This is a genomic window from Modestobacter altitudinis (assembly GCF_005930475.1).
GTDB lineage: Bacteria > Actinomycetota > Actinomycetes > Mycobacteriales > Geodermatophilaceae > Modestobacter > Modestobacter altitudinis.
On sequence record NZ_SJEW01000007.1, the window covers coordinates 10382 to 34418 of the forward strand.

General features: G+C 74.0%; 21 protein-coding genes. 11 read left to right on the plus strand and 10 right to left on the minus strand.

The features are described 5' to 3' along the window. From FHL79_RS04450 to kce, 6 genes are all read right to left on the minus strand, one after another. On the minus strand, positions 1–2394 hold the full coding sequence (locus FHL79_RS04450) for a xanthine dehydrogenase family protein molybdopterin-binding subunit (protein ID WP_246080343.1): 2394 nt from the start codon (positions 2392–2394) through the stop codon (positions 1–3). Beyond that, positions 2391–2903, minus strand: a complete 513-nt coding sequence (locus FHL79_RS04455) for a (2Fe-2S)-binding protein (protein ID WP_138757424.1) — start codon at positions 2901–2903, stop codon at positions 2391–2393. Before FHL79_RS04455 ends, FHL79_RS04450 begins: the two co-directional genes overlap by 4 nt. After that, positions 2900–3754, minus strand: a complete 855-nt coding sequence (locus tag FHL79_RS04460; RefSeq protein ID WP_138757425.1) for an FAD binding domain-containing protein — start codon at positions 3752–3754, stop codon at positions 2900–2902. Before FHL79_RS04460 ends, FHL79_RS04455 begins: the two co-directional genes overlap by 4 nt. A 25-nt stretch (positions 3755–3779) precedes the next feature. Further along, positions 3780–4835 (minus strand): zinc-dependent alcohol dehydrogenase, encoded by a 1056-nt coding sequence (locus tag FHL79_RS04465; protein WP_138757426.1) that lies wholly within the window; start codon positions 4833–4835, stop codon positions 3780–3782. Between the two features lie 116 nt (positions 4836–4951). Then, positions 4952–5641, minus strand: a complete 690-nt coding sequence (locus FHL79_RS04470; protein ID WP_138757427.1) for a GntR family transcriptional regulator — start codon at positions 5639–5641, stop codon at positions 4952–4954. 14 nt (positions 5642–5655) lie between these two features. Further along, complete coding sequence (gene kce / locus FHL79_RS04475) at positions 5656–6582, minus strand: 3,5-dioxohexanoate:acetyl-CoA acetone transferase (RefSeq protein WP_138757428.1); 927 nt, start codon at positions 6580–6582, stop codon at positions 5656–5658. Positions 6583–6731: 149 nt separating this feature from the next. Between kce and FHL79_RS04480 the strand changes: the two genes are divergently transcribed. From FHL79_RS04480 to FHL79_RS04490, 3 genes are all read left to right on the plus strand, one after another. Continuing rightward, a complete protein-coding gene (locus tag FHL79_RS04480) occupies positions 6732–7649 on the plus strand; it encodes a cyclase family protein (RefSeq protein WP_138757429.1) in 918 nt (305 codons plus the stop codon). Between the two features lie 87 nt (positions 7650–7736). Continuing rightward, a complete protein-coding gene (locus FHL79_RS04485) occupies positions 7737–8210 on the plus strand; it encodes a DUF6790 family protein (protein WP_138757430.1) in 474 nt (157 codons plus the stop codon). Positions 8211–8531: 321 nt separating this feature from the next. After that, entirely contained in the window at positions 8532–9755 is a 1224-nt protein-coding gene (locus FHL79_RS04490) for a right-handed parallel beta-helix repeat-containing protein (protein WP_138757431.1), read from the plus strand. Between the two features lie 66 nt (positions 9756–9821). Here FHL79_RS04490 and FHL79_RS04495 read toward each other — a convergent pair whose 3' ends face one another. Next, a complete protein-coding gene (locus FHL79_RS04495; RefSeq protein WP_246080345.1) occupies positions 9822–10313 on the minus strand; it encodes a DUF5313 family protein in 492 nt (163 codons plus the stop codon). A gap of 15 nt (positions 10314–10328) precedes the next feature. Then, positions 10329–11792, minus strand: coding sequence for an MFS transporter (locus FHL79_RS04500; RefSeq protein WP_246080347.1), 1464 nt, complete (start codon positions 11790–11792; stop codon positions 10329–10331). Positions 11793–11896: 104 nt separating this feature from the next. On the opposite strand from FHL79_RS04500, the gene ggt reads away from it, so the two are divergent. The 3 genes from ggt to FHL79_RS04515 all read left to right on the plus strand — a co-directional run bounded on the left by ggt (position 11897) and on the right by FHL79_RS04515 (position 16082). Beyond that, a complete protein-coding gene (ggt, locus tag FHL79_RS04505) occupies positions 11897–13744 on the plus strand; it encodes a gamma-glutamyltransferase (protein WP_138757432.1) in 1848 nt (615 codons plus the stop codon). A gap of 174 nt (positions 13745–13918) precedes the next feature. Next, positions 13919–15343, plus strand: a complete 1425-nt coding sequence (locus FHL79_RS04510; protein ID WP_138757433.1) for an alpha/beta hydrolase family protein — start codon at positions 13919–13921, stop codon at positions 15341–15343. Between the two features lie 136 nt (positions 15344–15479). Further along, the gene (locus tag FHL79_RS04515) at positions 15480–16082 is read left to right on the plus strand and encodes an adenylate kinase (protein WP_138757434.1); all 603 of its coding nucleotides are present in this window, start codon (positions 15480–15482) and stop codon (positions 16080–16082) included. 9 nt (positions 16083–16091) lie between these two features. On the opposite strand, the gene ppk2 is transcribed toward FHL79_RS04515, so the two are convergent. Continuing rightward, positions 16092–16928 (minus strand): polyphosphate kinase 2, encoded by an 837-nt coding sequence (ppk2, locus tag FHL79_RS04520; RefSeq protein ID WP_138757435.1) that lies wholly within the window; start codon positions 16926–16928, stop codon positions 16092–16094. 97 nt (positions 16929–17025) lie between these two features. Here ppk2 and FHL79_RS04525 point away from each other — a divergent pair, with 97 nt between their 5' ends. The 5 genes from FHL79_RS04525 to FHL79_RS04545 all read left to right on the plus strand — a co-directional run bounded on the left by FHL79_RS04525 (position 17026) and on the right by FHL79_RS04545 (position 22700). Beyond that, positions 17026–18402, plus strand: a complete 1377-nt coding sequence (locus FHL79_RS04525) for an FAD-dependent oxidoreductase (protein ID WP_138757436.1) — start codon at positions 17026–17028, stop codon at positions 18400–18402. A gap of 78 nt (positions 18403–18480) precedes the next feature. Next, on the plus strand, positions 18481–19296 hold the full coding sequence (locus FHL79_RS04530) for a DUF899 family protein (RefSeq protein ID WP_138757437.1): 816 nt from the start codon (positions 18481–18483) through the stop codon (positions 19294–19296). Between the two features lie 59 nt (positions 19297–19355). Further along, positions 19356–20300 carry a quinone oxidoreductase family protein gene (locus tag FHL79_RS04535; protein ID WP_138757438.1) on the plus strand — a complete coding sequence of 315 codons (945 nt, stop codon included), beginning with the start codon at positions 19356–19358 and terminating at the stop codon, positions 20298–20300. Between the two features lie 160 nt (positions 20301–20460). Then, entirely contained in the window at positions 20461–21375 is a 915-nt protein-coding gene (locus FHL79_RS04540) for a thioredoxin family protein (RefSeq protein ID WP_138757439.1), read from the plus strand. 71 nt (positions 21376–21446) lie between these two features. After that, entirely contained in the window at positions 21447–22700 is a 1254-nt protein-coding gene (locus FHL79_RS04545; RefSeq protein ID WP_218938324.1) for an epoxide hydrolase family protein, read from the plus strand. Between the two features lie 75 nt (positions 22701–22775). On the opposite strand, the gene FHL79_RS04550 is transcribed toward FHL79_RS04545, so the two are convergent. Continuing rightward, positions 22776–23987, minus strand: coding sequence for an epoxide hydrolase family protein (locus FHL79_RS04550; RefSeq protein ID WP_138757440.1), 1212 nt, complete (start codon positions 23985–23987; stop codon positions 22776–22778). Positions 23988–24037 lie beyond the last annotated feature (50 nt).

Below are 24037 nucleotides of genomic sequence, written 5' to 3' on the forward strand. Positions count from 1 at the left end.
TCACTCCTCTGTGACGGGGGAACGGTGGGGGTGGTGCCGCGCCGGGCCCTCGGCGGACCCGGCGTCCTGCTCCGCGGCCTCGGCCGCCTGGATCGCCGCCCAGACCCGTTCAGGGGTCAGCGGCAGGTCTCGGATCACCACGCCGGCGGCGTCGGCCACCGCGGCGCCCAGCGCGCCGGCGGTGCACAGCAGCGCGCCCTCGCTGATCCCCTTCGAGCCGTAGGGGCCCGGGCCGTCGTGGTTCTCCACGGCGGCGCTGACCAGCTCGACGGGGACGTCCTTGAAGGTCGGGATCCGGTAGTCCAGGGCGCCGAGGTTCCGGATCCGGCCGTGCTCGTCGAGCAGCAGCTGCTCCATCTGGCTGTGGCCCAGGCCCATGATCGCGGCGCCCTCGTCCTGCGAGACGACCTGCAGCGGGTTCAACTCGGTGCCGACGTCGCTGACCGTCACGTGCCGGGTCAGCAGCAGCTCGCCGGTCTCCCGGTCGACCTCGACCTCGATCGCGGTGGCGTTGAACTCGTAGAACGCCGCGTCCCCGCCGAGCGGGTGCTTGCCCTTGCCGCGCAGCCGCCGGGTGCCCTGGCCCATGAACTCACCGCGCAGCGACCCGAGGGCCACCCGGGCCGCCTCCGGCAGACCGAGCTCGCCGTCGGGGGTCACCAGCACGCCGGGCCGCTCCTCCAGCTGCTCGGGCGGGACGCCGGTCGACTCGGCGTAGAGCGCCAGCACCCGCTGGCGCACGTCCTTGCAGGCCTCCAGCACCGCCGAGCCCATGAACACCGTCGAGCGGCTGGCGGAGGTCTGCAGGTCGAAGGGCACGGTGCCGGTGTCCCCGCTGACCACGCTCACCTGGTCGAGAGGGGCGCCCAGCTCGTCGGCGACGATCTGCTGCCACAGCGTCCGTGCGCCCTGGCCCATGTCCGAGGTGCCCGCGTAGACGATCGCGCTGCCGTCGGCCAGCAGCCGGACCAGGCTCTGCGAGAGGCCCGAGGTCGCCCCGGGCTTGATGCCCACGGCGATGCCCCGGCCCCGGCCCGGCGGCAGCGGCGTGCCCCAGCCGATCAGCTCGGCGGCCTTCTCCAGGCTCTGGTGCCACTCGCCGTCCGCCGCCGCGGCCGACTCGCCGCGCACGAACGCCTCGCCCTTCGCGACCAGGTTGCGGCGGCGGACCTCCAGCCCGTCGAGGCCGAGCCGCCGGGCGCCGGCGTCGAGCTGGGACTCCAGCGCCCAGGACACCTGCGGGCTGCCGAAGCCGCGGAACGCGGTGCTGGGGGTGGTGTTCGTCATGACCGCTCGGGCGTCGATCCGCACCCCGGGGATGCGGTACGGCCCGGCCGCGACGTAGCTGCCCTTGCCCATCACGCGGGGGGCGACGTCGGCGTAGGCGCCGATGAGGAAGTCGGCGTCGACGGAGTGGAAGGTGAGCGCGCCGTCGGCGGCGAAGCCGGTGCGGGCGGCGATCCGGCAGCCGGCCCGGCGCATGCTCTGGAAGGTCTCCTCCAGGGAGAGCACCAGCCGGCAGGTCCGTCGGGTGCGCAGCGCCAGGAAGGCCAGCAGCGGCTCGAGCTTCGGGTTCTGCTTGCCACCGAAGCCGCCGCCGGGGTCCGGGGCGAAGACCCGCACCTGGTTCAGCGGCAGGCCCAGCACCGAGGCGAGGGTGCGCTGCAGCAGGTAGGGGTGCTGGACGGGGGAGTAGACGTCGAGCCCGCCGGCGTCGGTCGGGACGGCGACGGTGCCCCCCGGCTCGATCGGGAAGTGGGTGACCATCGGGAAGGTGTAGGTCTCCTCGACCACCACCTCGGTGCGCGCCTCCTCGGCCTCGACGTCGCCCCAGGTGTAGTGCGCCTCCTCCAGCACGTTCGAGTCGGCCAGCGCGTGGCCGGGGCGCAGCGAGGGGTCCTGCACCCGGTGGGCACCCGGGGCCAGGGCGTCGTCGAGGGTGTAGACGCCGGGCAGCTCCCGGAAGTCGACGCGCACCGCCCGGGCGGCGACCTGGGCGGCGTCGAGGGTCTCGGCGACGACGGCCGCGACCGGCTCGCCGTGGTAGTTGACCCGGCCGTCGGCGAGCACCGGCCGGTCGGTGTGGGACACCCCGAACCGCGGCATCGGCGAGGGCAGGTCGGCCGCGGTGACCACGTCGACGACGCCCGGGACGGCGCGGGCGGCGGTGGCGTCGATGCCGAGGACGTCGGCGCAGCCCACCGGCACCGTCACCAGCGCGACCTGCAGCGACCCGGGGAAGCGCAGGTCGGCCACGAAGCGCTGGGCGCCCGAGGTCCGGTCGCCGCCGCCATAGCGGAGCACCGGCCGGCCGACCTGGCCCTGCGGGTAGGGGTCCGAGGGCTCGCCGAGCGCGTCGCGCTGCTCGATGGCTCGTTCCGGGGCCGTGGTCACCGCTCGCTCCTGCGCGCCGCCGTGGCCTGCACCGCGCGGACGATGCGCTGGTAGCCGGCGCAGCGGCACAGGTTGCCCGACAGCGCCTCGCGGATCTGGGCCTCGTCCGGGTCGGGGTTGGTCCGCAGCAGGTACTCCGCGGACACCACCTGGCCGGGGATGCAGAACCCGCACTGCACGGCCCCGGCGTTGAGGAACTCCTCCTGCAGGTCGGTGAGCCCGTCGGCGGACAGCCCCTCGACGGTGGTGACCTCGTGTCCCTCGGCCTCCACGCACAGCACCAGGCAGGAGTTCACCGCCCGGCCGTCGAGCAGCACGGTGCACGCCCCGCACTCGCCCTCGGCGCAGCAGCTCTTGGTGCCGGGCAGCCCGACCTCGTCGCGGAGGCCGTCGAGGAGGGTGCGGTGGGTGGGGACGGCGACGGTGCGCTGGCTGCCGTTGACGGTCAGCGTGACCGTCTCCAGCGGGTCGTCGTCGAGGTGGTCGGGTATGCGGGCGGTGCTGGTCACGACGCCATCTCCCTGGGGTCCCGGCGGTCCGCCGCAGCGAGGACCGCGCGCTTGGTCAGTACGCGGAGCGTCGCGAGCCGGTACTCGCGGCTGCCCCGCACGTCGGTGATCGGGGTGGCGACCGCCAGCAGCTCGTCCAGCGCCCGGTCCAGCGACGTGTCGTCGGTGAGGTCGACCGGGCCGGGGACCTCGGTGCGCAGCGGCCGCGGGCCGACCGCACCCATCCCGACCACCAGCCCGCCGTCGGGGCCGACGCGGGCGGCGACGCTGACCGTCGCCAGGTCGACCCCCCGGCGCCGGGTGAGCCGACGGAAGGCCGAGCCGGAGCCCGGGGCGGGGCGGGGCAGGTCGAGCCGGGTGACCAGCTCGCCGGGCCCGCACAGCGTCCGGCGCGGGCCGAGGAAGAACTCGTCCAGCGACGCCGTCCGGTCGCCGTCCAGGGAGGTGATCGTCACCCGGGCGCCGTGCACGAGCAGCGGGGGAGCGGTGTCCGCGGCCGGGGAGGCGTTGCACGAGTTGCCGATCAGGCTGGCCCGGTTGCGGATCGCCACGGACCCGACGGTGAGGGCCGCCTCGACCAGGGCCGGGAACCACGCGCGGACGACGGGGTGGCCGACGAGCTCGCCCATGGTGAAGGTGGGACCGATCCGCACGGCGTCGTCGGTCACGACGACCGGCTCGGGCAGGTCGGTCACGCCCTTGAGGTCGACGAAGGCGTCGACGGCGTCGTGGTGGTGCCGCAGGCCGACCAGCAGGTCGGTGCCGCCCACCAGGGGTCGGGCCCGCGGGCCCCCCGCGGCGAGCGCGGCGAGCGCGTCGGCACGGCTGGTCGGCCGGTGGTACTCCGTCATCGTTGCCTTCTCCCGGGACGGCCGGTCAGGGATGGATGATGATCTTGACGGCACCGCTGGAGCGGTCGTCGAAGACGGCCAGCGCCTCGGCGTACTCCGACAGCGGGAAGTGGTGCGTGATCAGCTCGCCGACGCGCATCCGGCCGTCGGCGACGAACGGCATGACCCGCCGCATCTCCCCGGCCGAGGCGCGCGAGCCGACCAGTTCGAGCTCGTCGAGCACGAGCGACTGCAGGCGGAGGGCGACGTCCTCGGTCGGGATGCCGACCATCGCGCAGCGGCCGCCGCGGCGCAGCATCGCCATCGCCCAGGTCAGCGTCTCGGGGACCCCGGCGCACTCCAGGACGACGTCGGCGCCCAGCCCGCCGGTGAGCCCGCGGACCGCCGCGACCGGGTCGCCGGCGGTGGTGTCCACGGTCAGGAACCCGAGAGCCGCGGCCTTCTGCAGCCGGTGCCCGCGGCCGACGACGACCACCCGGGCGGCGCCACAGATCGTGGCCGCGTCGCCGGCGAGCAGGCCGATCGCGCCGGCGCCGGTCACCGCCACGGTGTCCCCGGGCTTGATGTTGCCGCGGCGGGCCACGTGCAGCGCGATGCTGGCCGGGTCGACGACGGCGCCCTCCTCGAAGGACACCTCGTCGGGCAGCGGGAAGACGCACTTCACGTCGTGCACGACGTAGGTGGCGTCGCAGCCCTGCACGTTGTGCCCGTACTGGGCGTGCAGCCCGGGCTTGCCGTAGTTCTCGCAGAGGTTGTACTGCCCCTCGACGCACTTCTGGCAGGCCCCGCAGGCGTTGTGGCTGGTGCCGGCGACCCGGTCGCCCACCGAGAAGCCGAAGGCCGCCGCGTTCTCCCCGAGGGCGACGATCTCGCCGGCCCACTCGTGGCCGGGGGTGAACGGGAAGGCCGGCGGCCAGAAGCCGGGGTAGTGGCCGTGGATGAGGTGCGCGTCGGTGCCGCAGATCGAGGTCGCCCGCACCCGGGCGAGCACCTCGTTGCGTCCCGGCTGGGGGATCGGCTTCTCCTGGATCTCCAGCTCGTCCGGTTCCAGGACCACCAGGGCCTGCATCGTCTCGGTCACGTTCGGTCTCCCGGTGCGTCGCGGTGCGGCGGATGTGTGACCCGCTTCACCGATTATCGAAAGTAGGGCGGGGCGTCGGTGCCGTCAAGGTCATCGATCATCGACGAGGACGGCGCTCAGCTCTCGGCAGGGGCGCCGACGACGGTGGGGTGGTGGGCCTGCAGCAGGTCGCTGACCGAGAGCTGGTGCGCCCGGGCGGCGGCTGCGGCGGCCTCGGCGTCCCGGGCTCGCAGGGCCGTCAGGATCGGCACGTGCTCGGCCACGATCCCGCGCACGTCGACGCCGGGCAGGGTGAGGGTGATGAAGGTGCGGGCGAAGGGGGCGAGCTGGTCGAAGGCCCGCTGCAGGGCGTGGTTCTCCGACGCCTCGGCGATGAGGTGGTGGAACCGGACGTCGGCGTCGGTGACGCCGGAGGAGTCCCCGTCGTCCAGCCGCGCCGACATCTCCGCGACCAGTGCCCCCAGCGCGTCCAGGGTGGCGTCCGGGATGCGCTCGGCCGCCAGCCGGGCGGCGAGGGCGTCCACCTCGGCCCGCACCAGGCTGACGTCGGCGAGCTCCTTGGCGCTGGGCAGCCGGACCCGGGCCCCGCGGCGGGGGTGGATGGTGACGATCCCGACCGCGGCCAGCTCGCGCAGGCCCTCGCGCACCGGGGACTGGCTCAGCCCCAGCTCCTTGGCGAGCTGGAACTCGACGATCCGCTCACCGGGCCGGTAGTGGCCGCCGACGATCCGGTCCAGCACCAGCCTCTTGACCGTCGCCGAGAGCAGCTCGCCGCCGAAGTCGGCGCCCGGCCGGGTCTCGCTCATCGCACCCGCCTCGGTCACCGGGGGCCGGAGTCCCGCAGGTCGAGGCGGCGCCGCGCCTCCGCCGGGGTCGCGATCTGCCGGTGCAGCAGGCCGGCGATGGCGGTGATCCGCTCCACCTGGGCGGCGTTGGACTCGGCGAGCTTCCCCGGCCCGTCCCACAGCGAGTCCTCCAGCCCGACCCGGGCGTTGCCGCCCAGGGAGAGCGCGATCGTGCCCAGCCGGATCTGCGCGGAACCGGCGCCCAGCACCGACCACTCGAAGTCCTCGCCGAACAGCCGGTGCGCCGTCCGGTGCATGTGCGCGAGGTCCTCGAAGTCCGCACCGGTGCCGCCGAGCAGGCCGAAGACGGTCTGCACGAACAGCGGCGGGCGCACCAGGCCGCGGTCGAGCATGTTCGCCAGGTTGTACAGGTGCGCGGTGTCGTAGCACTCGAACTCGAAGCGGGTGCCCTGGTCGCCGCAGACCTTGAGGATCCGCTCGATGTCGGCGTAGGTGTTCTTGAAGACGACGTCCTTGTCGGCCAGGCGCTCCCGCTCCCACTCGTGCTTGAAGCTGGGGTACCGGTCGAGCATCGGGAACAGGCCGAAGTTCATCGAGCCCATGTTCAGCGAGGCGAGCTCCGGGGCCAGCTGCACCGCCGGGGCGATCCGCTCGTCGACGGTCATGTGCGGGCTGCCGCCGGTGGTCAGGTTGATGACCACGTCGGAACGGTCCTTGACGACCGCCAGGACCTCCTTGAACAGCCCCGGGTCCTGCACGGGGTGGCCGTCCTGCGGGTCACGCACGTGCAGGTGGACGATCGCCGCGCCGGCCGCTGCGGCGCCGAGGGCCGCCTCGGCGATCTCCTCGGGGGTCACCGGCAGTGCGGGGGACATCGTCGGGGTGTGGATCGCGCCCGTGGGAGCGCAGGTGATGATCGCCGACGTCGCGTGCTTGGCCATGAGAGCCTCCCTGAGTGTGTTCTCTCGATAATCGAGGGTAGCGTGCCGATGTGACGCCGGCCACCGGGAGGTCGTCCGGTGCCGTGCCTGCCGCCCTGTCCCTGGCCGCCCCGCGGCCGACCGGCACGACCGACGGAGGAGAGCCCCGCATGAGCCCCGACACCGGACCCACCGCTGCGACCCCCGACCCCGAGCGCGGGCCCGCGGCGCGGCAGCGACCGGAGGACCTGCTGGCCGCGCTGGCGCTGCCGACCCGCGGCACCGCCTACTCGCTGTCGGTGCCGCGCTACACCGGCATGCCGCTGTTCGGGGCGCACCCGCCGTTCCAGGTCTCGATGTCCCGGACGCCGAACGGCCTGCGCGGGGACGGCGTGCAGCCGTGGGGTCCGCGCAACGAGGTCAACCTGGGCTACATGGCGGAGGTGGTCAGCGGCACCTCGCACAGCGGGGCGCACGTCGATGCGCTGGCGCACATGACCATCGGCGAGGACGACCACTGGTACGGCGGCGGCAACGCCCGTGAGCACCTGGGCGACCGCGGCCCCAAGCGCGGTGACGGCGCCAAGCTGCCGCACTTCGTGACCCGCGGGGTGCTGCTGGACGTGCCGGCCCACCGGGGGATCGAGGCGCTGCCGGCGCACGAGCCGGTCGGTGCGCAGGAGCTGCAGGCGGTGGCCGAGCGCCAGGGCACCGAGGTGCGCGCCGGGGACGTCGTGCTGATCCGCTCCGGCTACCTCAGCCAGTGGCCCGACCCGGAGGGGCTGGCCCGGCACGTCACGGCCGGCCCCGACATCAGCGCCGCCCGGTGGCTGCTGGAGCAGGGCGTCGTGGCCGTGGGCAGCGACACCGAGACCTTCGAGGTCCAGCCCGCTCCCGACCCCGGCAGCCCGGCCAACCCGCAGCCGGTGCACACGCTGCTGCTGATCGAGAACGGCATCTACCTGTTCGAGTCGATCTACCTGGAGGAGATCTCCCGCGCGCGGGCGTTCGAGTTCCTGTTCATCGCCCTCCCGCTGAAGATCGAGGGCACCACCGGCTCGATGCTCGACCCGCTCGCCGTCGTCTGACCGCCCGAGGCCACCCCGGGCCGGAAGGCGTTGACACGGCCCACTGACCTGCGCTGTCCTCCAGGCTCCCCAGCGACAGGGCATCTCATGGTCTCGCTGTTCCCGCCGGCGTTGTTCGTCCTGGCGTGCGTCCTCGGCCTCCTCGGCGTCGACCCTCCGGGGAAGGCAACGGACCCGGGGCTCGACGACACCCTGCTGCTCTGGACGCTCTACCTGAGCATCGGCTGGGCCGGCATCGGCGCCGGACTGGCGCACACCGCCTTCGCGAGGAGCACGGCTGCCTCGATCGGCTGGGAGTCCAACGGCTTCCAGTACGAGGTCGGCTTCGCCGACCTCGCCACGGGGGTGGCCGCGATCTACGCGGTGCACGCCGGTTCGGAGGACGCGTGGGTGGCGATCGCGATCGCCGGCGGGCTCTTCCGGGTCCTCGCCGGGGTCAACCACATCCGCGGCATAGTCAAGGAGAAGAACTACGCGCCCGGCAACTCCCTGATCCTGGTCGCGAACTTCGGACCCCCCGTCGTCCTGCTGGTCACGCTGCTGGCGACCGGCATCCTCTGACGTGCGGGCCCGGCGGCCGGGGGAACTGGACGATCTGCCCGGCAGATGACCAGTGCCCGGTCGGCGCCCGTCGACGCCCGACCGAGGTCGGACCTGCGCGCACGACCCCGGCATGGACTTGCCGTCGTCCCTGGCGTGTCACTGGACCGGTCCGTCACATCCTCCCCATCGTTGCCTGGCGTCCCGGTCGTGAGGCACCAGCAGTGCGCCGGCCAGGACGCGACGGCGGGTTCCCGAGCACGCCTCGACGAGGGAGGACGAATGCACCAGCCCAGCAGCAGCAGATCGACGCGACGCCCCAGGAGGGGGCGACGGCTGGCAGTGACGACGTCTGCCGCCGTGCTCTTCACCGCGCTGCCGGCCACGGCAGCGTGGGCCGGCGGGGGAGGCGGGCAGACCTGGGTGGTGCACCCCGGTGAGTCCATCCAGGAGGCCGTGGACGCCGCGTCCTCCGGCGACACGATCCGGATCGAGGCGGGCACCTACGAGGAAGCCGTCTGCGTCGACGAGAAGGGCCTGACCGTCACGGGTGCGGGACGGGACGTCACGAAGATCGTCTGGCCGGAGTGGAAGACGCCCGCGGACCTGCCCGAGGTCGACGCGACAGCGTGCTGGGAGGCGCAGAACGGCGCCGACCCGGAGGGCGACCCGGACACCTTCGCCGACGACGTCTCCGGTCTGTTCTTCCTGGAGCCCGACGGTCCGGTCGAGGTGACCGGGGTGTCGACGTGGAACCACCCGGCCAACGGGATCGCGGCGTGGGGTGCCGACGGCTTCCGCGTGTCCAAGACCAAGGGGCACGGCCACGACCGCTACGGCATCCTCGCGGCGTACTCGACGCACACCCGGATCCTGCGCAACATCGAGGAGGGCGTGGACCGCGGCAGCGCGGACGAGCCGAACAGCGGCACGGCGGGCATCGGGACGACGGACTCGGCCAAGTCCTACGCCGACATCGTCGCCAACGACGTCCAGGGCTACAACATCGGCATCTTCGCCCGGGAGTCCCGCTCCGGCGTCATGCGGCACAACTACGTGTCGGGGAACTGCGTCGGCGTCCTGGTGTTCGACGACGCCGCCACCGAGATCCCCGACGCGTCGCGGAACGTCAAGGGCGGGGACTGGCAGATCCGGGCCAACGAGTCCTCGGGGAACGACCGCTTCTGCCTCGCCGGGATCGGTGAGGTCGAGGCCGCGCTGCGGGTCTCCGGGACCGGCATGGCCGTGGTGAACGCCGACCATGTCGGCATCTACGACAACAAGATCCGGGACAACAACTCGGCCGTGGACCCGGCGACCCTGCAGTTCCCGAGCGCGGGGGTCGCGCTGCTGACGCTGCCGCCGTTCAACAACCCGTTGGGCGTCGACCCGGGCCCGGTCACGGCCGTGCGGGTGTGGAAGAACGGCATCACCGGCAACACGCTGGACGTCCTGCGCGGCTGGCCGCCGCCGCTGGACGCCCAGTTCCCCCCGGTGGGTCGGGACATCTCGATCCGCGGGAACACCTGCGCGACGAGCATCCCGGCGTCGCTCTGCGGCGGCTGATCCCCGGCTGCTGACCCCCGGCGCCGGAGGCCCGTCCCGCTCGGGGCGGGCCTCCGGTCCGTGCGGTCAGCGGCCCATGCGGTCCCGGTAGCGGGCGGCGCGCTTGGCCGCGGCGGCCCGCTTGCGCTCGCTCTCCGCCCGCTGCCTGACCGAGGAGCCCCGGTCCCGGACGGCCTGCGCCGTCCCGGCGGGGTAGCCGGCCTTGACCACCCGGTGCTCGACGGTCTCGTTCATGTAGGCCAGCGAGTAGATCATCGCCAGGAAGACCCCGCCGCCGGCGCAGGCGGCGCGCAGTCCCCAGTCCGCCGGGATCAGCGTCATCACCGCGGCGATCGGGATCGTCATCTGGACGAGGCTGCGCGCGACGTGCCGGGCCCACCAGCTGTCGGTCGTGGTGTCGTACAGCACCCAACTGCGGTGCCGGGCGGGGAGCCGGCCGCCGAAGGCGTACCAGAGCCAGCGGTGCGGCGCGGGGCGGACGACGGGCTCAGCCGGGGTGCCGGGCTCCGCGGTGGACGGGGTCATGTCGGCGGGGTGCTCCTGACGGAGGGGGGTCACACGTCCCATGGTGCGTCACCGGGCGGCCACCTCGTCGGTGTCCTCCGTCGCCTGGGACCGGGTCCGGTCGCGCGGCATCAGCAGCACGGCGGCCAGCAGCGCCACGGCCAGCACCACCGTGCCCTCGAAGACGCGGTGCACCGCGGTGGTCAGGGCCGCGGGGGACACGCCGTCGCTGCCCACCTCCTGCCCCCGCAGGGTCGCGTTGACCACCGCACCGAACACGGCGATGCCGATGGCGCTGCCGGCGGAGCGGGCGAACATGTTCAGGCCGGTGACCACGCCGCGCTCGGTCCACCGGACCGCCGACTGCGCGGCGATCAGCGTGGGCGCGGCGGTGAAGCCCATGCCCAGGCCGATGACGAACGCCGTCCCGCCGACCAGCAGCACGCTGGAGGACCCGTCGAGCAGGAGCAGCAGCGCGGAGCCGAGCAGGACGACGGCGACCCCGACGAGCGCGGTGGACCGGATCCCGATCCGCAGGTAGAGCCGGCCGGCCTGGGACGCCGAGATCGGCCAGCCCAGGGTCAGGGCGGCCAGCGCGAAACCGGCGACCAGCGGGCCGGTGCCCAGCACGTCCTGCACGAACGTGGGCACGTAGGAGGTGAGCCCGAGCAGAACGGCGCCGACGCAGGCCGAGACCAGGCTGGTCGCCACCAGCAGCCGCTGCCGGAGCAGCCGCAGCGGGACGACGGGGTCGGCCGCCCGGCGCTCGATCGCCACGAAGGCCCCCAGCAGGACGACGCCGCCGCCCAGCACCCCGACGCTCTGCGGCGACGCCCACGCCCAGGTCTGCCCGCCCTCGAGCAGGCCGAGGACCAGCATGGTCAGCGCGACGGTGAGCACGCCGGCCCCGGCGTAGTCGATCTGGGGGCGGCGCCGTTCCACCCGTTCGGCGAACTTCAGGCCGATCATCACCGCGGCGACCAGGCACAGCGGGACGTTGACGAAGAAGATCCACCGCCAGCTGACGTACTCGGAGAAGACGCCGCCCAGCGTGGGGCCGACCACCGAGGAGATGCCCCAGACGCTGGCGATGTAGCCCTGCACCTTCGCGCGCTCCTCCAGCGAGTACAGGTCACCGACGATCGTCATCGACATCGGCTGGACCGCCCCGGCGCCCAGGCCCTGCACCGCGCGGAAGGCGATCAGCGCGCCCATGTCCCAGGCCACGCCGCAGAGCACCGAGCCGAGCAGGAACAGCCCGATGCCGAGGAGCATCACCGGCTTGCGCCCGAAGACGTCGGCGAGCTTGCCGTAGACCGGCACGGTCACCGCCTGGGCCAGCAGGTAGACCGAGAACAGCCAGGGGAACTCGGCGAAGCCGCCGAGGTCGGTCACCACGGACGGGACGGCGGTGGCGATCACCGTCGCGTCGATGGCGACCAGGGCGGTGGACAGCATCACCGCGATCAGCACCGGCCCCCGCTCCGACCGGAACCCGACACCTGAGGCCCGCGCGACCTGCTCCCCGTTCACCGTGCCGAGGTTAGTTGGGCTCAACGACCACCGGCAGCGGAGTGGCACAGCCGACACCCAGGGTGTCTAGTGGGCTGGCCCGCTGATGACCCCGAGGAGCAGCCATGGCGCGTCGACGGTCCACCCTCCTGGCCCTCGGTGGGGTCACGGCCGGCCTGCTGGTGGGCGCCCCGCTCGCCCCGGCAGCCGCCGACCCGGTCCCGGACCGGCAGCCGCTGGCGGTGGGCACGGGGGGCGCGGTCGCGACGGTCGACCCCGACGCGACCCGGGTCGGCCTGGAGGTGCTGGCCGAGGGCGGCAACGCCGCTGACGCCGCGGTGGCGGCGGCCGCCGCCCTCGGCGTCACCGAGCCCTACTCCGCGGGCATCGGCGGGGGCGGCTACTTCGTGTACTACGACGCGGCCAGTCGGACGGTCTCCACGATCGACGGCCGGGAGACCGCACCGCTGGCGATGGGGGCCGATGCCTTCCTGGACGAGCGGCGCGATCCGCTGCCGTTCCAGGAGGCGGTGCAGAGCGGCCTGGCGGTGGGGACGCCGGGCACTCCGCTGACCTGGGTCCGCGCCCTGGAGCAGTTCGGCACGCTGTCGCTGGGGGAGGCGCTGGACGGCGGGACCCGGCTGGCCGACGAGGGCTTCGTCGTCGACCAGACGTTCCACGACCAGACCGCCGACAACCAGGAGAAGTTCGCCCGGTTCGCCGCCTCCGCCGACCTGTTCCTGCCCGGTGGGGCGCCCCCAGAGGTCGGCTCGGTGTTCCGCAACCCCGACCTGGCACGCACCTACGACCTGCTGGCAGCAGACGGCGTCGAGGAGCTGTACGCCGGTGACCTGGGCGCGGACGTCGTGCGGACGGCGCAGGACCCGACAGAGGCCCCGGGCGCCGGCCCGGTGCGGGCGGGGCTGCTCACCGAGGAGGACCTGGCGCGGTACGACGCCCCGCTGCGCGAGCCGACCCGGGTCGACTACCGCGGGCTGGAGGTCTACGGCATGGCCCCGTCCTCCAGCGGTGGCTCGACCGTCGGGGAGGCGCTCGGCATCCTGGACCTGTCCCGGCTGAGCTCGCTGCCCGAGGTCCCGGCCCTGCACCGCTACTTGGAGGCGAGCGCGCTCGCCTTCGCCGACCGCAACGCCTACGTCGGCGATCCGGCCTACACCCAGGTGCCGCTGGCACAGCTGCTGTCACCGGGCTTCGCCGCGGAGCGCGCCTGCGCCATCGACCCCGACCACGCCCTGGCGAAGCCGGTCCCCGCTGGGGACCCGGACGGCGAGTACGGCCCGTGCCCCGCCGAGGACGCCGCGACCCAGGACGGCGGCACCGAAGGACCGAACACGACCCACCTGACCGTGGGTGACGCGGCCGGCAACATCGCCAGCTACACGCTGACCATCGAGCAGACGGGCGGCAGCGGGATCACCGTCCCCGGCCGCGGGTTCCTGCTGAACAACGAGCTCACCGACTTCACCTTCGCGCCGAGCGACGTCACCGTCCCGGAGCCGAACCTGCCGGCCCCCGGCAAGCGCCCGCGCAGCAGCATGTCGCCGACGATCGTGCTGCGCGACGGTGAGCCCGTGCTGGCCCTGGGCTCCCCGGGCGGCAGCACGATCATCACCACGGTGCTGCAGACGCTGGTCAACCGGGTCGACGGGCACATGGACCTCGCCGAGGCCATCGCCGCCCCCCGCGCCTCCCAGCGCAACACCGCCTCGGTCGAGGCAGAGCCCGCCTTCATCGACGCCCACGGCGAGCAGCTGACGGCGCTGGGGCACACCTTCACCGCCACCGCGGAGATCGGCGCAGCGACCGGGATCGAGTACCTGCCCGGCGGGCTCCTGCTCGCCGCCGCGGAGCCGGAGCGGAGGGGTGGTGGCAGCGCCGGCGTGGTCCACGAGGTGGCAGGTGACCTGAACGCTCCGGGCGCGCTCGCTCCCGAGCTGGGTGCGGACGGGTAGCCGCAGCGCCCGGTGAGCCGACCCCGGTCGCTGTGCCGCGGGCACATGCTCCCCCACGGCGCCCGGTGCTCCGGCCACGTTGTCGCACCGGGCGCCGGGGACGACGGTGGGGTGGCCCGCCGGTGGGCGGCCGCCGGTGGGCACCCTGACCGAGGCCCGGACGAAGGAGTCCCCATGCGGTTGCGCAAGTCCCTCACCACGTTGTTCGTCACCCTGACCGCGGCGACGGTCGCCCTGCAGGCGGCACCGGCGCAGGCCGGGCCCGGCGGGAGGGGGCCGGCGCCGGGGCCGCGGCCCTGCACCGCGTCGGACACGGTGCGGGTGCCGGGCGCCGAGCACGCGGAGACCGCCTGCTTGCCGGACATCACGACCGCCGGGCTCCTCCCCGCGGGAGCGGGCCGGTACACCGACCAGGCGGACTGGCTGTCCCTGCACGCCCCCGGCACCACCAACCCGACCGGCGTCCCGGGGCTGCAGGTGGACGGCTGGTTCCCGGACACCTCGACCTTCAACACGACCCACGGCTGGCACCACGACAGCCAGTTCGTGCTCCGGGTCCCCGACGACTGGAACGGCGGGCTCGTCGTGGCCGGCGCGCCGGGCACCCGCAAGCAGTACTCCTCGGACTTCCTCATCTCCGACTTCGTGGTGGCCCAGGGCTTCGCCTACGCGGCCACCGACAAGGGGAACAACGGCAACGACTTCTACCTCGACGGGCAGCAGCCGGGCGACGCCGTCGCCGAGTGGCACCAGCGGGTGTCCCAGCTGGCCGTGGCGGCCAAGGGCGCGCTCCGCGAGCGGTTCGGCCACCGGCCGACGCACACCTACATGGCCGGCATCAGCAACGGCGGCTACCTGGTGCGCTGGCAGCTGGAGAACCGGCCCGACCTCTTCGACGGCGGCGTCGACTGGGAGGGGACGCTGTTCACCCCGGACGGACCGAACCTGTTCACCTACCTGCCGACGGCGGTGCGCCACACCCTCGGCCAGGCCGACGCCGAGGACATGTACGCCGCCGGGTTCGCCCGCGGTTCCGAGGCGCTGTGGCCCTACCACCAGAGCATCTACTGGGGGTTGACCCAGAAGGTCTACCGCGCGGAGTTCGACCCCGGCTACGACCCCACCTGCCCCGGGGCGAGCGCCGGGGCGACCCTGCCGGAGCTGGTCGCGCCGTGCCCGAGCGACGCCGCCTACGACAGCTGGTTCGCCAGCCCGGCGTCCCGACCGGCGCACGACGCCCTGGCGCGGATCAGCCTGACGGGGAAGATCAAGAAGCCGCTGCTGACCCTGCACGGGACGCTGGACGCCCTGCTGCCGATCAGCACCGACAGCGACGTCTACGCGCAGATGATCGCCGAGCGGCACCGCGACCGGCTGCACCGCTACTACCGGATCGAGGGCGGCAACCACGTGGACAGCCTGATGGCGCTGGACCCCGCGCACCTGCGCCCGATGCTGCCCTGCTTCCGGACGGCGTTCGACGCCCTCGTCGGCTGGGTGGAGACCGGGCAGCAGCCGCCGGCGAGCACGACCGTGCCGAGGCCGGCCGGCAACGGGGCCACCGACCCGGCACTGCTCAACTCCTGCGCGCTGGCCTGACCACGCCGGGCGGTCGGGCCGTCCTCCCGCCCGCTCGACGGGCCGGGAGGACGGCTCCGGCCGTGCTGCCGACCGTGCCTCGCCTCACTATGGTCGGGAGGTCCGCCCGTCCCCACCACCACCGTGGAGTGCGCCCATGAGGCTGATCATGCTGTCGCCGCCCGGCGCGGGGAAGGGCACCCACTGCGCCTGGTTGACCGAGGAGACCGGGGTCGCGCACATCTCCTCCGGCGACCTGCTGCGCGCCGAGATCGCCCGGGGCAGCGACCTCGGCCGGCGGCTGGCGGAGTACACCGGACGCGGGGCGCTGGTCCCCGACGACGTCATGTTCGACCTGCTCGTCCCGGTGGTGGTGGCGGCCGCCCGGGACACCGGCGGCTACCTGCTCGACGGGTTCCCGCGCACCCTGCCGCAGGCGATGCGCGCGCAGCAGATCGGCCGTGACCAGGGCCTGGCCGCCGACGCGGTCGTGTACCTCACCGCCCCCGAGCCGGTGCTGGTCAGCCGGCTGCTCGCGCGGGCCGCGGAGCAGGGCCGGGCGGACGACACCGCGGAGGTGGTCAGCCACCGGCTGGCCGTCTACGCCGAGTCGACCGCGCCGCTCATCGACCACTACCGCGAGCGCGGGCTGCTGATGGAGGTCGACGCCGACCGGCCGGTGGCCGAGATCCGGGACGACCTGCGGGCCCGGCTCGGCGAGCGGGGCCTGCTCGGGAGCGGGGCCGGACCCGGCCGGTGACCGCCGCGGTCAGGGCACCACGTCGGGGACGACGTGCTGGGACTCCTTCGGCGGCCGGACGTAGTCGTCCTCGACCGGCGGCCGCGGCGGGAGCTCGGGTGCCTCCGGGGTGAGGTCCTCGTAGGGGACCTGGCCGAGCAGGTGGGAGATCACGTTGATCCGGGCGCGCTTCTTGGAGTCGGCCTCGACCACCCACCACGGCGCCTCGGGGATGTCGGTGGCGGCGAACATGGCGTCCTTCGCCCGGGAGAAGTCCACCCAGCGGTTGCGCGCCTCGAGGTCCATCGGGCTGAGCTTCCAGCGCTTCGTCGGGTCCTGCAGGCGGGCCTGGAAGCGCTTCTCCTGCTCGGTGTCGCTGACCGAGAACCAGTACTTGACCAGGGTGATCCCGCTGCGCACCAGCATCCGCTCGAACTCCGGGCACGAGCGGAGGAACTCCGCGTACTCCTCGTCGGTGCAGAAGCCCATCACCCGCTCCACGCCGGCGCGGTTGTACCAGGACCGGTCGAGCAGCACCATCTCGCCGCTGGTCGGCAGGTGCGCGACGTAGCGCTGGAAGTACCACTGGCCCTTCTCGCGTTCCGATGGCGCCGGCAGCGCGACCACGCGAGCGGCACGGGGGTTCAGCGACTCGGTGATGCGCTGGATCGCCCCGCCCTTGCCGGCTGCGTCGCGCCCCTCGAAGACGACCACGACCCGCAGCCCGCGGGCGCGCACGAACTCCTGCTGCTTGACCAGTTCGACCTGGAGCCGGGCCATCTCCTTCTCATAGGCCTTCTTGTCGACCTTGCCGGTCGTCCGCGGGGCCTCTTCGACCGAGGGGGAACCGGTGCCGGGAGCGGTCATGGGGCCAGGGTGATCCGGGAGCCGTCCGGTGACAACCCCTCGCAGTTCTGGTCCGCTGCCTGCGCGCGGCGGTGCCCGGGGGCCTAGCGTGCTGACGGTGGGCAGGCGTGTGGTGGTCATCGGCGGGGACGCCGCAGGGGGCAGTGCGGCGTCGCAGGCCAAGAAGCGGCGACCCGACCTGGACGTCGTCGTGTTCGAGCGCGGCCGGGCGACGTCCTACTCGGCGTGCGGCATCCCGTACTGGATCAGCGGGGCGGTCGAGGACGAGGCGTCGCTGATCGCGCGGACGCCGGAGCAGCACCGCGCGGCGGGCATCGACGTCCGGATGCGCACCGAGGTGGTCGGCATCGACCTGGACCGCCGGGTGGTCGCCTGGCGCGAACTGGACGGCGGGGCCGAGGGCAGCGAGCCCTTCGACGACCTGGTGTACGCGGCCGGCAGCGTCCCGATGCGCCCGCCGGTGCCGGGGATGGACGCGGCCGGGGTCTACGGCGTCCAGGTGCTCGACGACGGGGTCGTGCTGCGCGCGGAGCTGGACGGCGGCTCCGTGCAGCGGGTCGTCGTGGTGGGCGGGGGCTACATCGGCCTGGAGATCGCCGAGGCCTGCCGGGTCCGCGGCCTGGACGTCACCGTCGTCGACCGCTCGGCCACCCCGGTCGGCACCTTCGACCCCGACATCGGCACCTTCATCGCCGATGCGGTCCGCGCCGAGGGGATCGAGCTGGTGCTCTCCGACGGCGTGACGGCCATCGACGTCGGGGACGACGGACGGGCCCGCGCCGTGCTGACGGCGAGCGGCCGGGAGCTGCCGGCGGACCTGGTGGTCCTCGGGCTGGGGGTGCGGCCGGACGTGCGGCTGGCGCGGGACGCCGGGATCCCGCTGGGGACCTCCGGCGGCATCGCCGTGGACGCCAGCATGCGCACCCAGGTCGACGGCGTCTGGGCCGCGGGGGACTGCGTGGAGTCCCGGCACCGGCTCTCCGGTCAGCGCATGGTGGTGGCCCTCGGCACCCACGCCAACAAGCAGGGCCGGGTCGTCGGCATCAACATCGGCGGCGGGTACGCGACCTTCCCCGGCGTCATCGGCACCGCCATCACGAAGGTCTGCGACGTGGAGGTCGCGCGCACGGGCCTGTCCAGCGCGGAGGCCGAGGCGGCGGGCTACCAGTTCGTCACCGCCTCGGTGGACTCGACCACCAAGGCCGGCTACTTCCCGGGCGCCGCCCCGATCCGGGTCAAGATGATCGCCGAGCGGCGCAGCGGGCAGCTGCTCGGCGCGCAGGTCGTCGGGCGGGAGGGGGCGGCGAAGCGCATCGACGCGCTGGCGATCTGCGTCTGGAACGAGATGGGCGTCGACGAGGTCCTGTCCCTCGACCTGGCCTACGCGCCCCCCTTCGCCCCGGTGTGGGACCCGGTGCTGATCACCGCGCGCAAGGCGCTGGAGGCCGTGGAGGCCGACGCCCGGCAGCTGTGAGGAGTCGGCGGCGATGAGTTCTGGCCCGGGCCCGGGTCCGTGCTGGTGTCGCAGGACGCAGATCCCCCGGAGGACGCCATGACGACCAGCTCGAGCACCCCGTCCACCGCGCTGCCCGGCCGCCCGCCCGTCGTCGACCGCGCCACCTGGCAGGCCGCCCGGGACGAACTGCTGGTGCGCGAGAAGGCGCACACCCGCGAGGGCGACGCGCTCGCCGCTGCTCGCCGCCGGCTGCCCATGGTGGAGGTCGACGGGGCCGCCGAGGTGGTCGGACCCGACGGCCCGGTCCCGTTCCGGGACCTGTTCGCCGGTCGCGACGAGCTCGTCGCCTACCACTCCATGTGGTACGACGGCGCGCCGCCCCAGGGGCAGTGCGAGGGCTGCACCTTCAACATCTGGCACCTGCGGGACGCCGTCTACCTCAACGCCCGAGGGGTCTCCCTCGCCGTCCTCACCTCGGGCCGCTGGGAGGAGGTGGCGCCCTACCGGGAGTTCATGGGCTACACCCAGCCCTGGTTCTCGGTGCGCGGCGTCGAGGCGTCGATCGCGACGGAGGAGGGGCACATCGAGTGCTACCTGCGCGACGGCGACCGGGTGTTCCTCACCTACGCCACCACCGGCCGGGGCAACGAGCCGGCCGACGGGTCCCTCGGGCTGCTCGACATGACCCCGTACGGCCGCCGCGAGGCGTGGCAGGACGACCCCGAGGGCTGGCCGGGGGCCCCGCAGGTGGGTGCGCCCGTCGGTGGGCACGGCGCACCGATCTGCTGGTACTGGCGCTCGGGTCCCGACGGCGTCGGCAGCTGGGGTCCGGGCAGCCGCCCGACGCCGCAGTGGACCCGCCCCGGCGCGACCCCCGTGGAGACCCTCGGCCGGCAGGACCACCACCACTGACCGGCGGGCGGCGGCGTGGTCCCCGTGCCAGGCTCGGGGCACGACGACGGGGAGGCGACGTGCAGGCAGTGGTCTACGAACGCACCGGTGGCCCGGAGGTGCTCGCGCTCCGCGAGGTGCCCGACCCCGAGCCGGCCGACGGCGCGGTGCTGGTCGACGTCGCGGCCGTGGGCGTCAACTTCCGGGACGTCTACGAGCGGGAGGGCCGACCGCCGTACACGGCCAGCCCGCCGGCGGTGATCGGCGTCGAAGGCGCGGGGACGGTCGTGGACACCGGCGAGCGGGTCGCCTGGCTGGACGTCCGCGGCAGCTACGCACAGCGGGTGGCCGCGCCGCGGGCGAAGCTGGTGCCGGTGCCCGACGGCGTCGACCTCGACGTCGCCGCCGCCGCGATGCTGCAGGGCTGCACCGCCCAGTACCTGGTCACCGACTCCTACCCGGTCGCCGAGGGTGACTGGGCGGTCGTGCACAGCGCGGCCGGTGGCGTCGGCCTGCTGCTCACCCAGCTGGTGCGCGCCCGGGGCGGCCACGTGCTGGCCACGACCTCCACCGAGGACAAGGCCGAGCTGGCCCGCGCCGCCGGAGCCGACGAGGTGGTGGTCGGCTACGCGGGGTTCCCCGAGCGGGTCCGCGAGCTCTCCGGCGGCGACGGCGCCGCCGTCGTCTACGACGGCGTCGGCCGGACGACCTTCGACGCGGGCCTGACCGCCCTGCGGCCGGGCGGCCGGATGATCGTCTACGGCGCCGCCAGCGGACAACCCGAACCGCTGGAGCTGCACCGGCTCGCCGGCGCCGGGTCGCTGTTCGTGCAGCGGCCGACGCTGGCCACCTACACCCGCACGCCCGAGCTGCTGCGGCAGCTGGCCGGCGCCGTGCTGGAGACGGTCGCCGCCGGCCGGCTCGACGTCCGGATCGGGGCCCGGCTCCCGCTCGCCGACGCGCGCCGCGGGCACGAGGACCTCGAGGCCCGCCGCACCACCGGGAAGCTGCTCCTGCTGCCCTGAGTCGCTGCCCTGAGTCCCTGCCCTGAGTCGGCCGGGCACGGCCGACCCCGGGCCCGGAGAGACCAGGGTGTTCCACGGGCGCGATCGCGGGCCGGGACGACGAGCGTCGGGGTCCCCGCCGGAGTGCGGGGACCCGCTGCGCGTCCGTGGAGGTGCGTCCGTGACCACGCTGTTCCGGCGTCTGCACATGCCCCCTCTCGACGGGGCGACCGCCTGGCTCAACTCCGCGCCGCTGGACCCCGCCGGACTGCGCGGGAAGGTCGTCCTGGTCGACTTCTGGACGTTGACCTGCATCAACTGGCTGCGCACCGCGCCCTGGGTCCGGGCCTGGGCGCAGGCCTACCGGGACGACGGGCTGGTCGTGATCGGCGTGCACACCCCGGAGTTCGGGTTCGAGCACGACCTCGACCTCGTCCGGCGGGCCGTGCGGGAACGGGGGATCGACCACCCGGTCGCCGTCGACAACGGGTACCGGGTCTGGCGGGCCTTCGACAACCACTACTGGCCGGCGCTGTACTTCGTCGACACCGACGGCGTGGTCCGCGACTCCCACGTCGGCGAGGGCCGCTACGAGCAGTCCGAGCGCCGGCTCCAGCGGCTGCTGGGCATCGACCGCCCGTTCGTGTCCGTCGAGGGCGAAGGGGACGAGGCGGCGGCCGACTGGGACCACCTGCGCACGCCGGAGACCTACCTGGGCGCCGAGCGCGGTGGGCGGCCCGACGCACCGGGCGAACTGCGCCTCGGCTCCTGGGCTCTGACCGGGCGCTGGACCACCGAGCCCGAGGACGTCGTCTGCGACGAGCCCGGCGGCAGCATCAACTTCCGCTTCTCCGCCCGCGACGCCCACCTGGTGCTGTCCTCGGCCGGCCCGGCGCCGATCCACTTCCAGGTGCTCCTCGACGGCGAGGCCCCGGGCCGCTCGCGCGGGGTCGACGTCGACGAGCAGGGCAACGGCGTCCTGGACGGCGGCCGGCTCTACCAGCTGGTCCGCCAGGACGGCGAGGTCCGCGAGCGCACGCTGACCCTCACCTCCTCCGCTGCCGGGGCCCGGGCCCACGTCTTCACGTTCGGCTGAGCTCGTCCCGGGCCCGGAGTGGGTCCGGTCGCTGTCCGTCCGCACGATCCACACCGCCCGGAGGAGCAACGATGTCCACACCCACCCGACCCACCTCGACCGGCGCCCGCACCGGCGCCGTGCCCTCGCCCCGCGCGGAGGCCGACCTGAGCGCGGTCCGGCCCTTCGAGGTGCACGTGCCGGAGGAGGAACTCGCCGAGCTGCGGCGCCGCATCGACGCGACGCGCTGGCCGACCCGGGAGCTGGTGGCGGACCGCTCGCAGGGCGTGCAGCTGGCGACGATGCAGGCACTCGCGCGCTGCTGGACGACCGAGTACGACTGGCGCCGGTGCGAAGCGCGGCTGAACGCGCTGCCGCAGTTCGTGACCGAGATCGACGGCGTGGACGTGCACTTCCTGCACGTGCGGTCGCGCCACGAGGACGCCCTGCCGCTGGTCATGACCCACGGCTGGCCGGGCTCGGTGGTCGAGATGCTCGACAGCGTCGGGCCGCTGACCGACCCGACCGCGCACGGCGGGCGCGCCGAGGACGCCTTCCACCTCGTGCTGCCGTCGCTGCCGGGCTACGGCTTCTCCAGCGAGCCCACCGAGGTCGGCTGGGACGTCGGCCGCACCGGGCGGGCGTGGGCGGAGCTGATGCGCCGCCTGGGCTACACCCGCTACGTCGCCCAGGGCGGTGACGTCGGCGCCGGGGTCACCGACGCGATGGGCCACCAGTCGCCGGAGGGGCTGATCGGCATCCACACCAACCTGCTGGTCAGCGCGCTGGGTTCCGCGCAGCCCACGGACACCGAGGCCGAGCGCGCGGCGGCCGAGGCGATCACCACCTTCCGGACGACCGGCATCGGCTACTTCACCGAGCAGTCCACCCGGCCGCAGACCATCGGCTACGCGCTGCTGGACTCCCCGGTCGCGCTGGCCGCCTGGATGCTCGACCACGACACCGACGCCTACCACAAGATCTCCCGCGCGTTCGTCGAGGAGCAGCCGGTCGGCAACCTCACCCGGGACCACGTCCTGGACAACATCACCCTCTACTGGCTGACCGGCACCGGGGCCTCCGCAGCCCGGTCGTACTGGGAGAGCTACGGGGCCCGCGCCGCGGCGGCCGCGTCCGGCGAGGTGCCCCCCGACGTCACCGTCCCGGTCGGCTTCACCGCGTTCCCCGGCGAGATCTGGCGGACCCCGCGCAGCTGGGCGGAGAAGGCCTACCCCACCCTCAACTACTTCTCCGAGGCCGAGCGGGGCGGCCACTTCGCCGCCTGGGAGGAGCCGGAGCTGTTCGCGGCCGAGCTCCGGGCGGCGTTCGCCCCGCTGCGCTCGTGACCTCCTCGCCGCGCGGCTGAGCACCGGACCGGCGGCCCGCGGGACCAGGTCCCCCGGGCCGCCGGTCCGGCGTCCTCAGCGCAGGGAGCGGAAGGCGGCCCGCAGCTCCTCGGCGAAGAGCTGCGGCTGCTCCCACGCGGCGAAGTGCCCACCCCGGTCGACCTCGGAGTAGTAGACGAGCCCGGGGTAGGCCCGCTCGGCCCAGCTGCGCGGTGCCTGGTACTGCTCGCCCGGGAAGATCGTCATGGCCACCGGGATGGTCACGCCCTTGGCGTCGAAGAAGCCGCCCCGGTACTCCCAGTACAGCCGGGAAGCGGACACCCCGGTGTTGGTCAGCCAGTAGAGGGTGATGTTGTCCAGCACCTCGTCGCGGGTCAGCTCGCCGGTGGCGCTCGTGGTCCGGTCCAGCGCGGCGACGACGGCCGCGGCGGGCTGGTCGTCGGCGTCGTTGTGGTCCAGCAGCCAGGCGGCCAGGCCGACGGGTGAGTCCGCGATGCCGTACAGCGTCTGCGGGCGCGCTGCCATGTACGTGGCGTACTGGACCTGACCGAAGGTCCGCGCCAGCTGCTGGTAGGCGCGGCGTTCCTCGGGCGAGAGACCGGCGGGCGGCGGGTCACCGGCCGCGAGCGCCCGGTCGACGTCGGCCGGCACCGTGGCCGGCATGTTGGTGTGGACGGCGAGCAGCCCCTCGGGGGCCTGCAGACCCATCTGGTCCACGACGAAGGCACCCCAGTCGCCGCCCTGGGCGACGTAGCGGGTGTAGCCCAGCCGCTGCATCAGCTCCGCCCAGGCCCGGGCCATCCGCTCCGGACCCCACCCGGGGCTGGTGGGCTTGCCGGAGAACCCGTACCCGGGCATCGAGGGGACGACCACGTGGAAGGCGTCGGCGGCCGTCCCGCCGTGTGCGGTCGGATCGGTCAGCCGGTCGATGATCTTCAGCTGCTCGATCACCGAACCCGGCCAGCCGTGGTTGACCACCAGCGGCAGCGCGTCCTCGTGGCGGGACCGGACGTGCAGGAAGTGGATGTCCAGTCCGTCGATGGGCGTGACGAACTGCGGGAACGCGTTGAGCCTCGCCTCGCACGCCCGCCAGTCGTAGTCGGTCGCCCAGTGGTGCGCGAGGCGCTGCACCATGTCCAGCGGCACGCCCTGGGAGTGGTCGTCGACGGTCTCCCGGTCGGGCCAGTGGGTGGCCCTGATGCGGCGACGGAGGTCCTGCAGGGCCTCGTCCGGCACGTCGACGTGGAAGGGGCGGATCCCGACTCCGGACTCCACGGTGGTGGTCATGACGACGTCCCTCCTGTGCGGAACTGGCTGCCTGGGCGCCCGTCCCCGGT

Excerpts from the sequence above, each read along its gene's own strand:
- FHL79_RS04460 (WP_138757425.1), bottom strand. The coding sequence starts at position 3,754 with ATGACGGAGTACCACCGGCCGACCAGCCGTGCCGACGCGCTCGCCGCG.
- FHL79_RS04470 (WP_138757427.1), bottom strand. The coding sequence starts at position 5,641 with ATGAGCGAGACCCGGCCGGGCGCCGACTTCGGCGGCGAGCTGCTCTCG.
- kce (WP_138757428.1), bottom strand. The coding sequence starts at position 6,582 with ATGGCCAAGCACGCGACGTCGGCGATCATCACCTGCGCTCCCACGGGC.
- FHL79_RS04480 (WP_138757429.1), top strand. The coding sequence starts at position 6,732 with ATGAGCCCCGACACCGGACCCACCGCTGCGACCCCCGACCCCGAGCGC.
- FHL79_RS04485 (WP_138757430.1), top strand. The coding sequence starts at position 7,737 with ATGGTCTCGCTGTTCCCGCCGGCGTTGTTCGTCCTGGCGTGCGTCCTC.
- ggt (WP_138757432.1), top strand. The coding sequence starts at position 11,897 with ATGGCGCGTCGACGGTCCACCCTCCTGGCCCTCGGTGGGGTCACGGCC.
- FHL79_RS04510 (WP_138757433.1), top strand. The coding sequence starts at position 13,919 with ATGCGGTTGCGCAAGTCCCTCACCACGTTGTTCGTCACCCTGACCGCG.
- FHL79_RS04515 (WP_138757434.1), top strand. The coding sequence starts at position 15,480 with ATGAGGCTGATCATGCTGTCGCCGCCCGGCGCGGGGAAGGGCACCCAC.
- ppk2 (WP_138757435.1), bottom strand. The coding sequence starts at position 16,928 with ATGACCGCTCCCGGCACCGGTTCCCCCTCGGTCGAAGAGGCCCCGCGG.
- FHL79_RS04530 (WP_138757437.1), top strand. The coding sequence starts at position 18,481 with ATGACGACCAGCTCGAGCACCCCGTCCACCGCGCTGCCCGGCCGCCCG.
- FHL79_RS04545 (WP_218938324.1), top strand. The coding sequence starts at position 21,447 with ATGTCCACACCCACCCGACCCACCTCGACCGGCGCCCGCACCGGCGCC.
- FHL79_RS04550 (WP_138757440.1), bottom strand. The coding sequence starts at position 23,987 with ATGACCACCACCGTGGAGTCCGGAGTCGGGATCCGCCCCTTCCACGTC.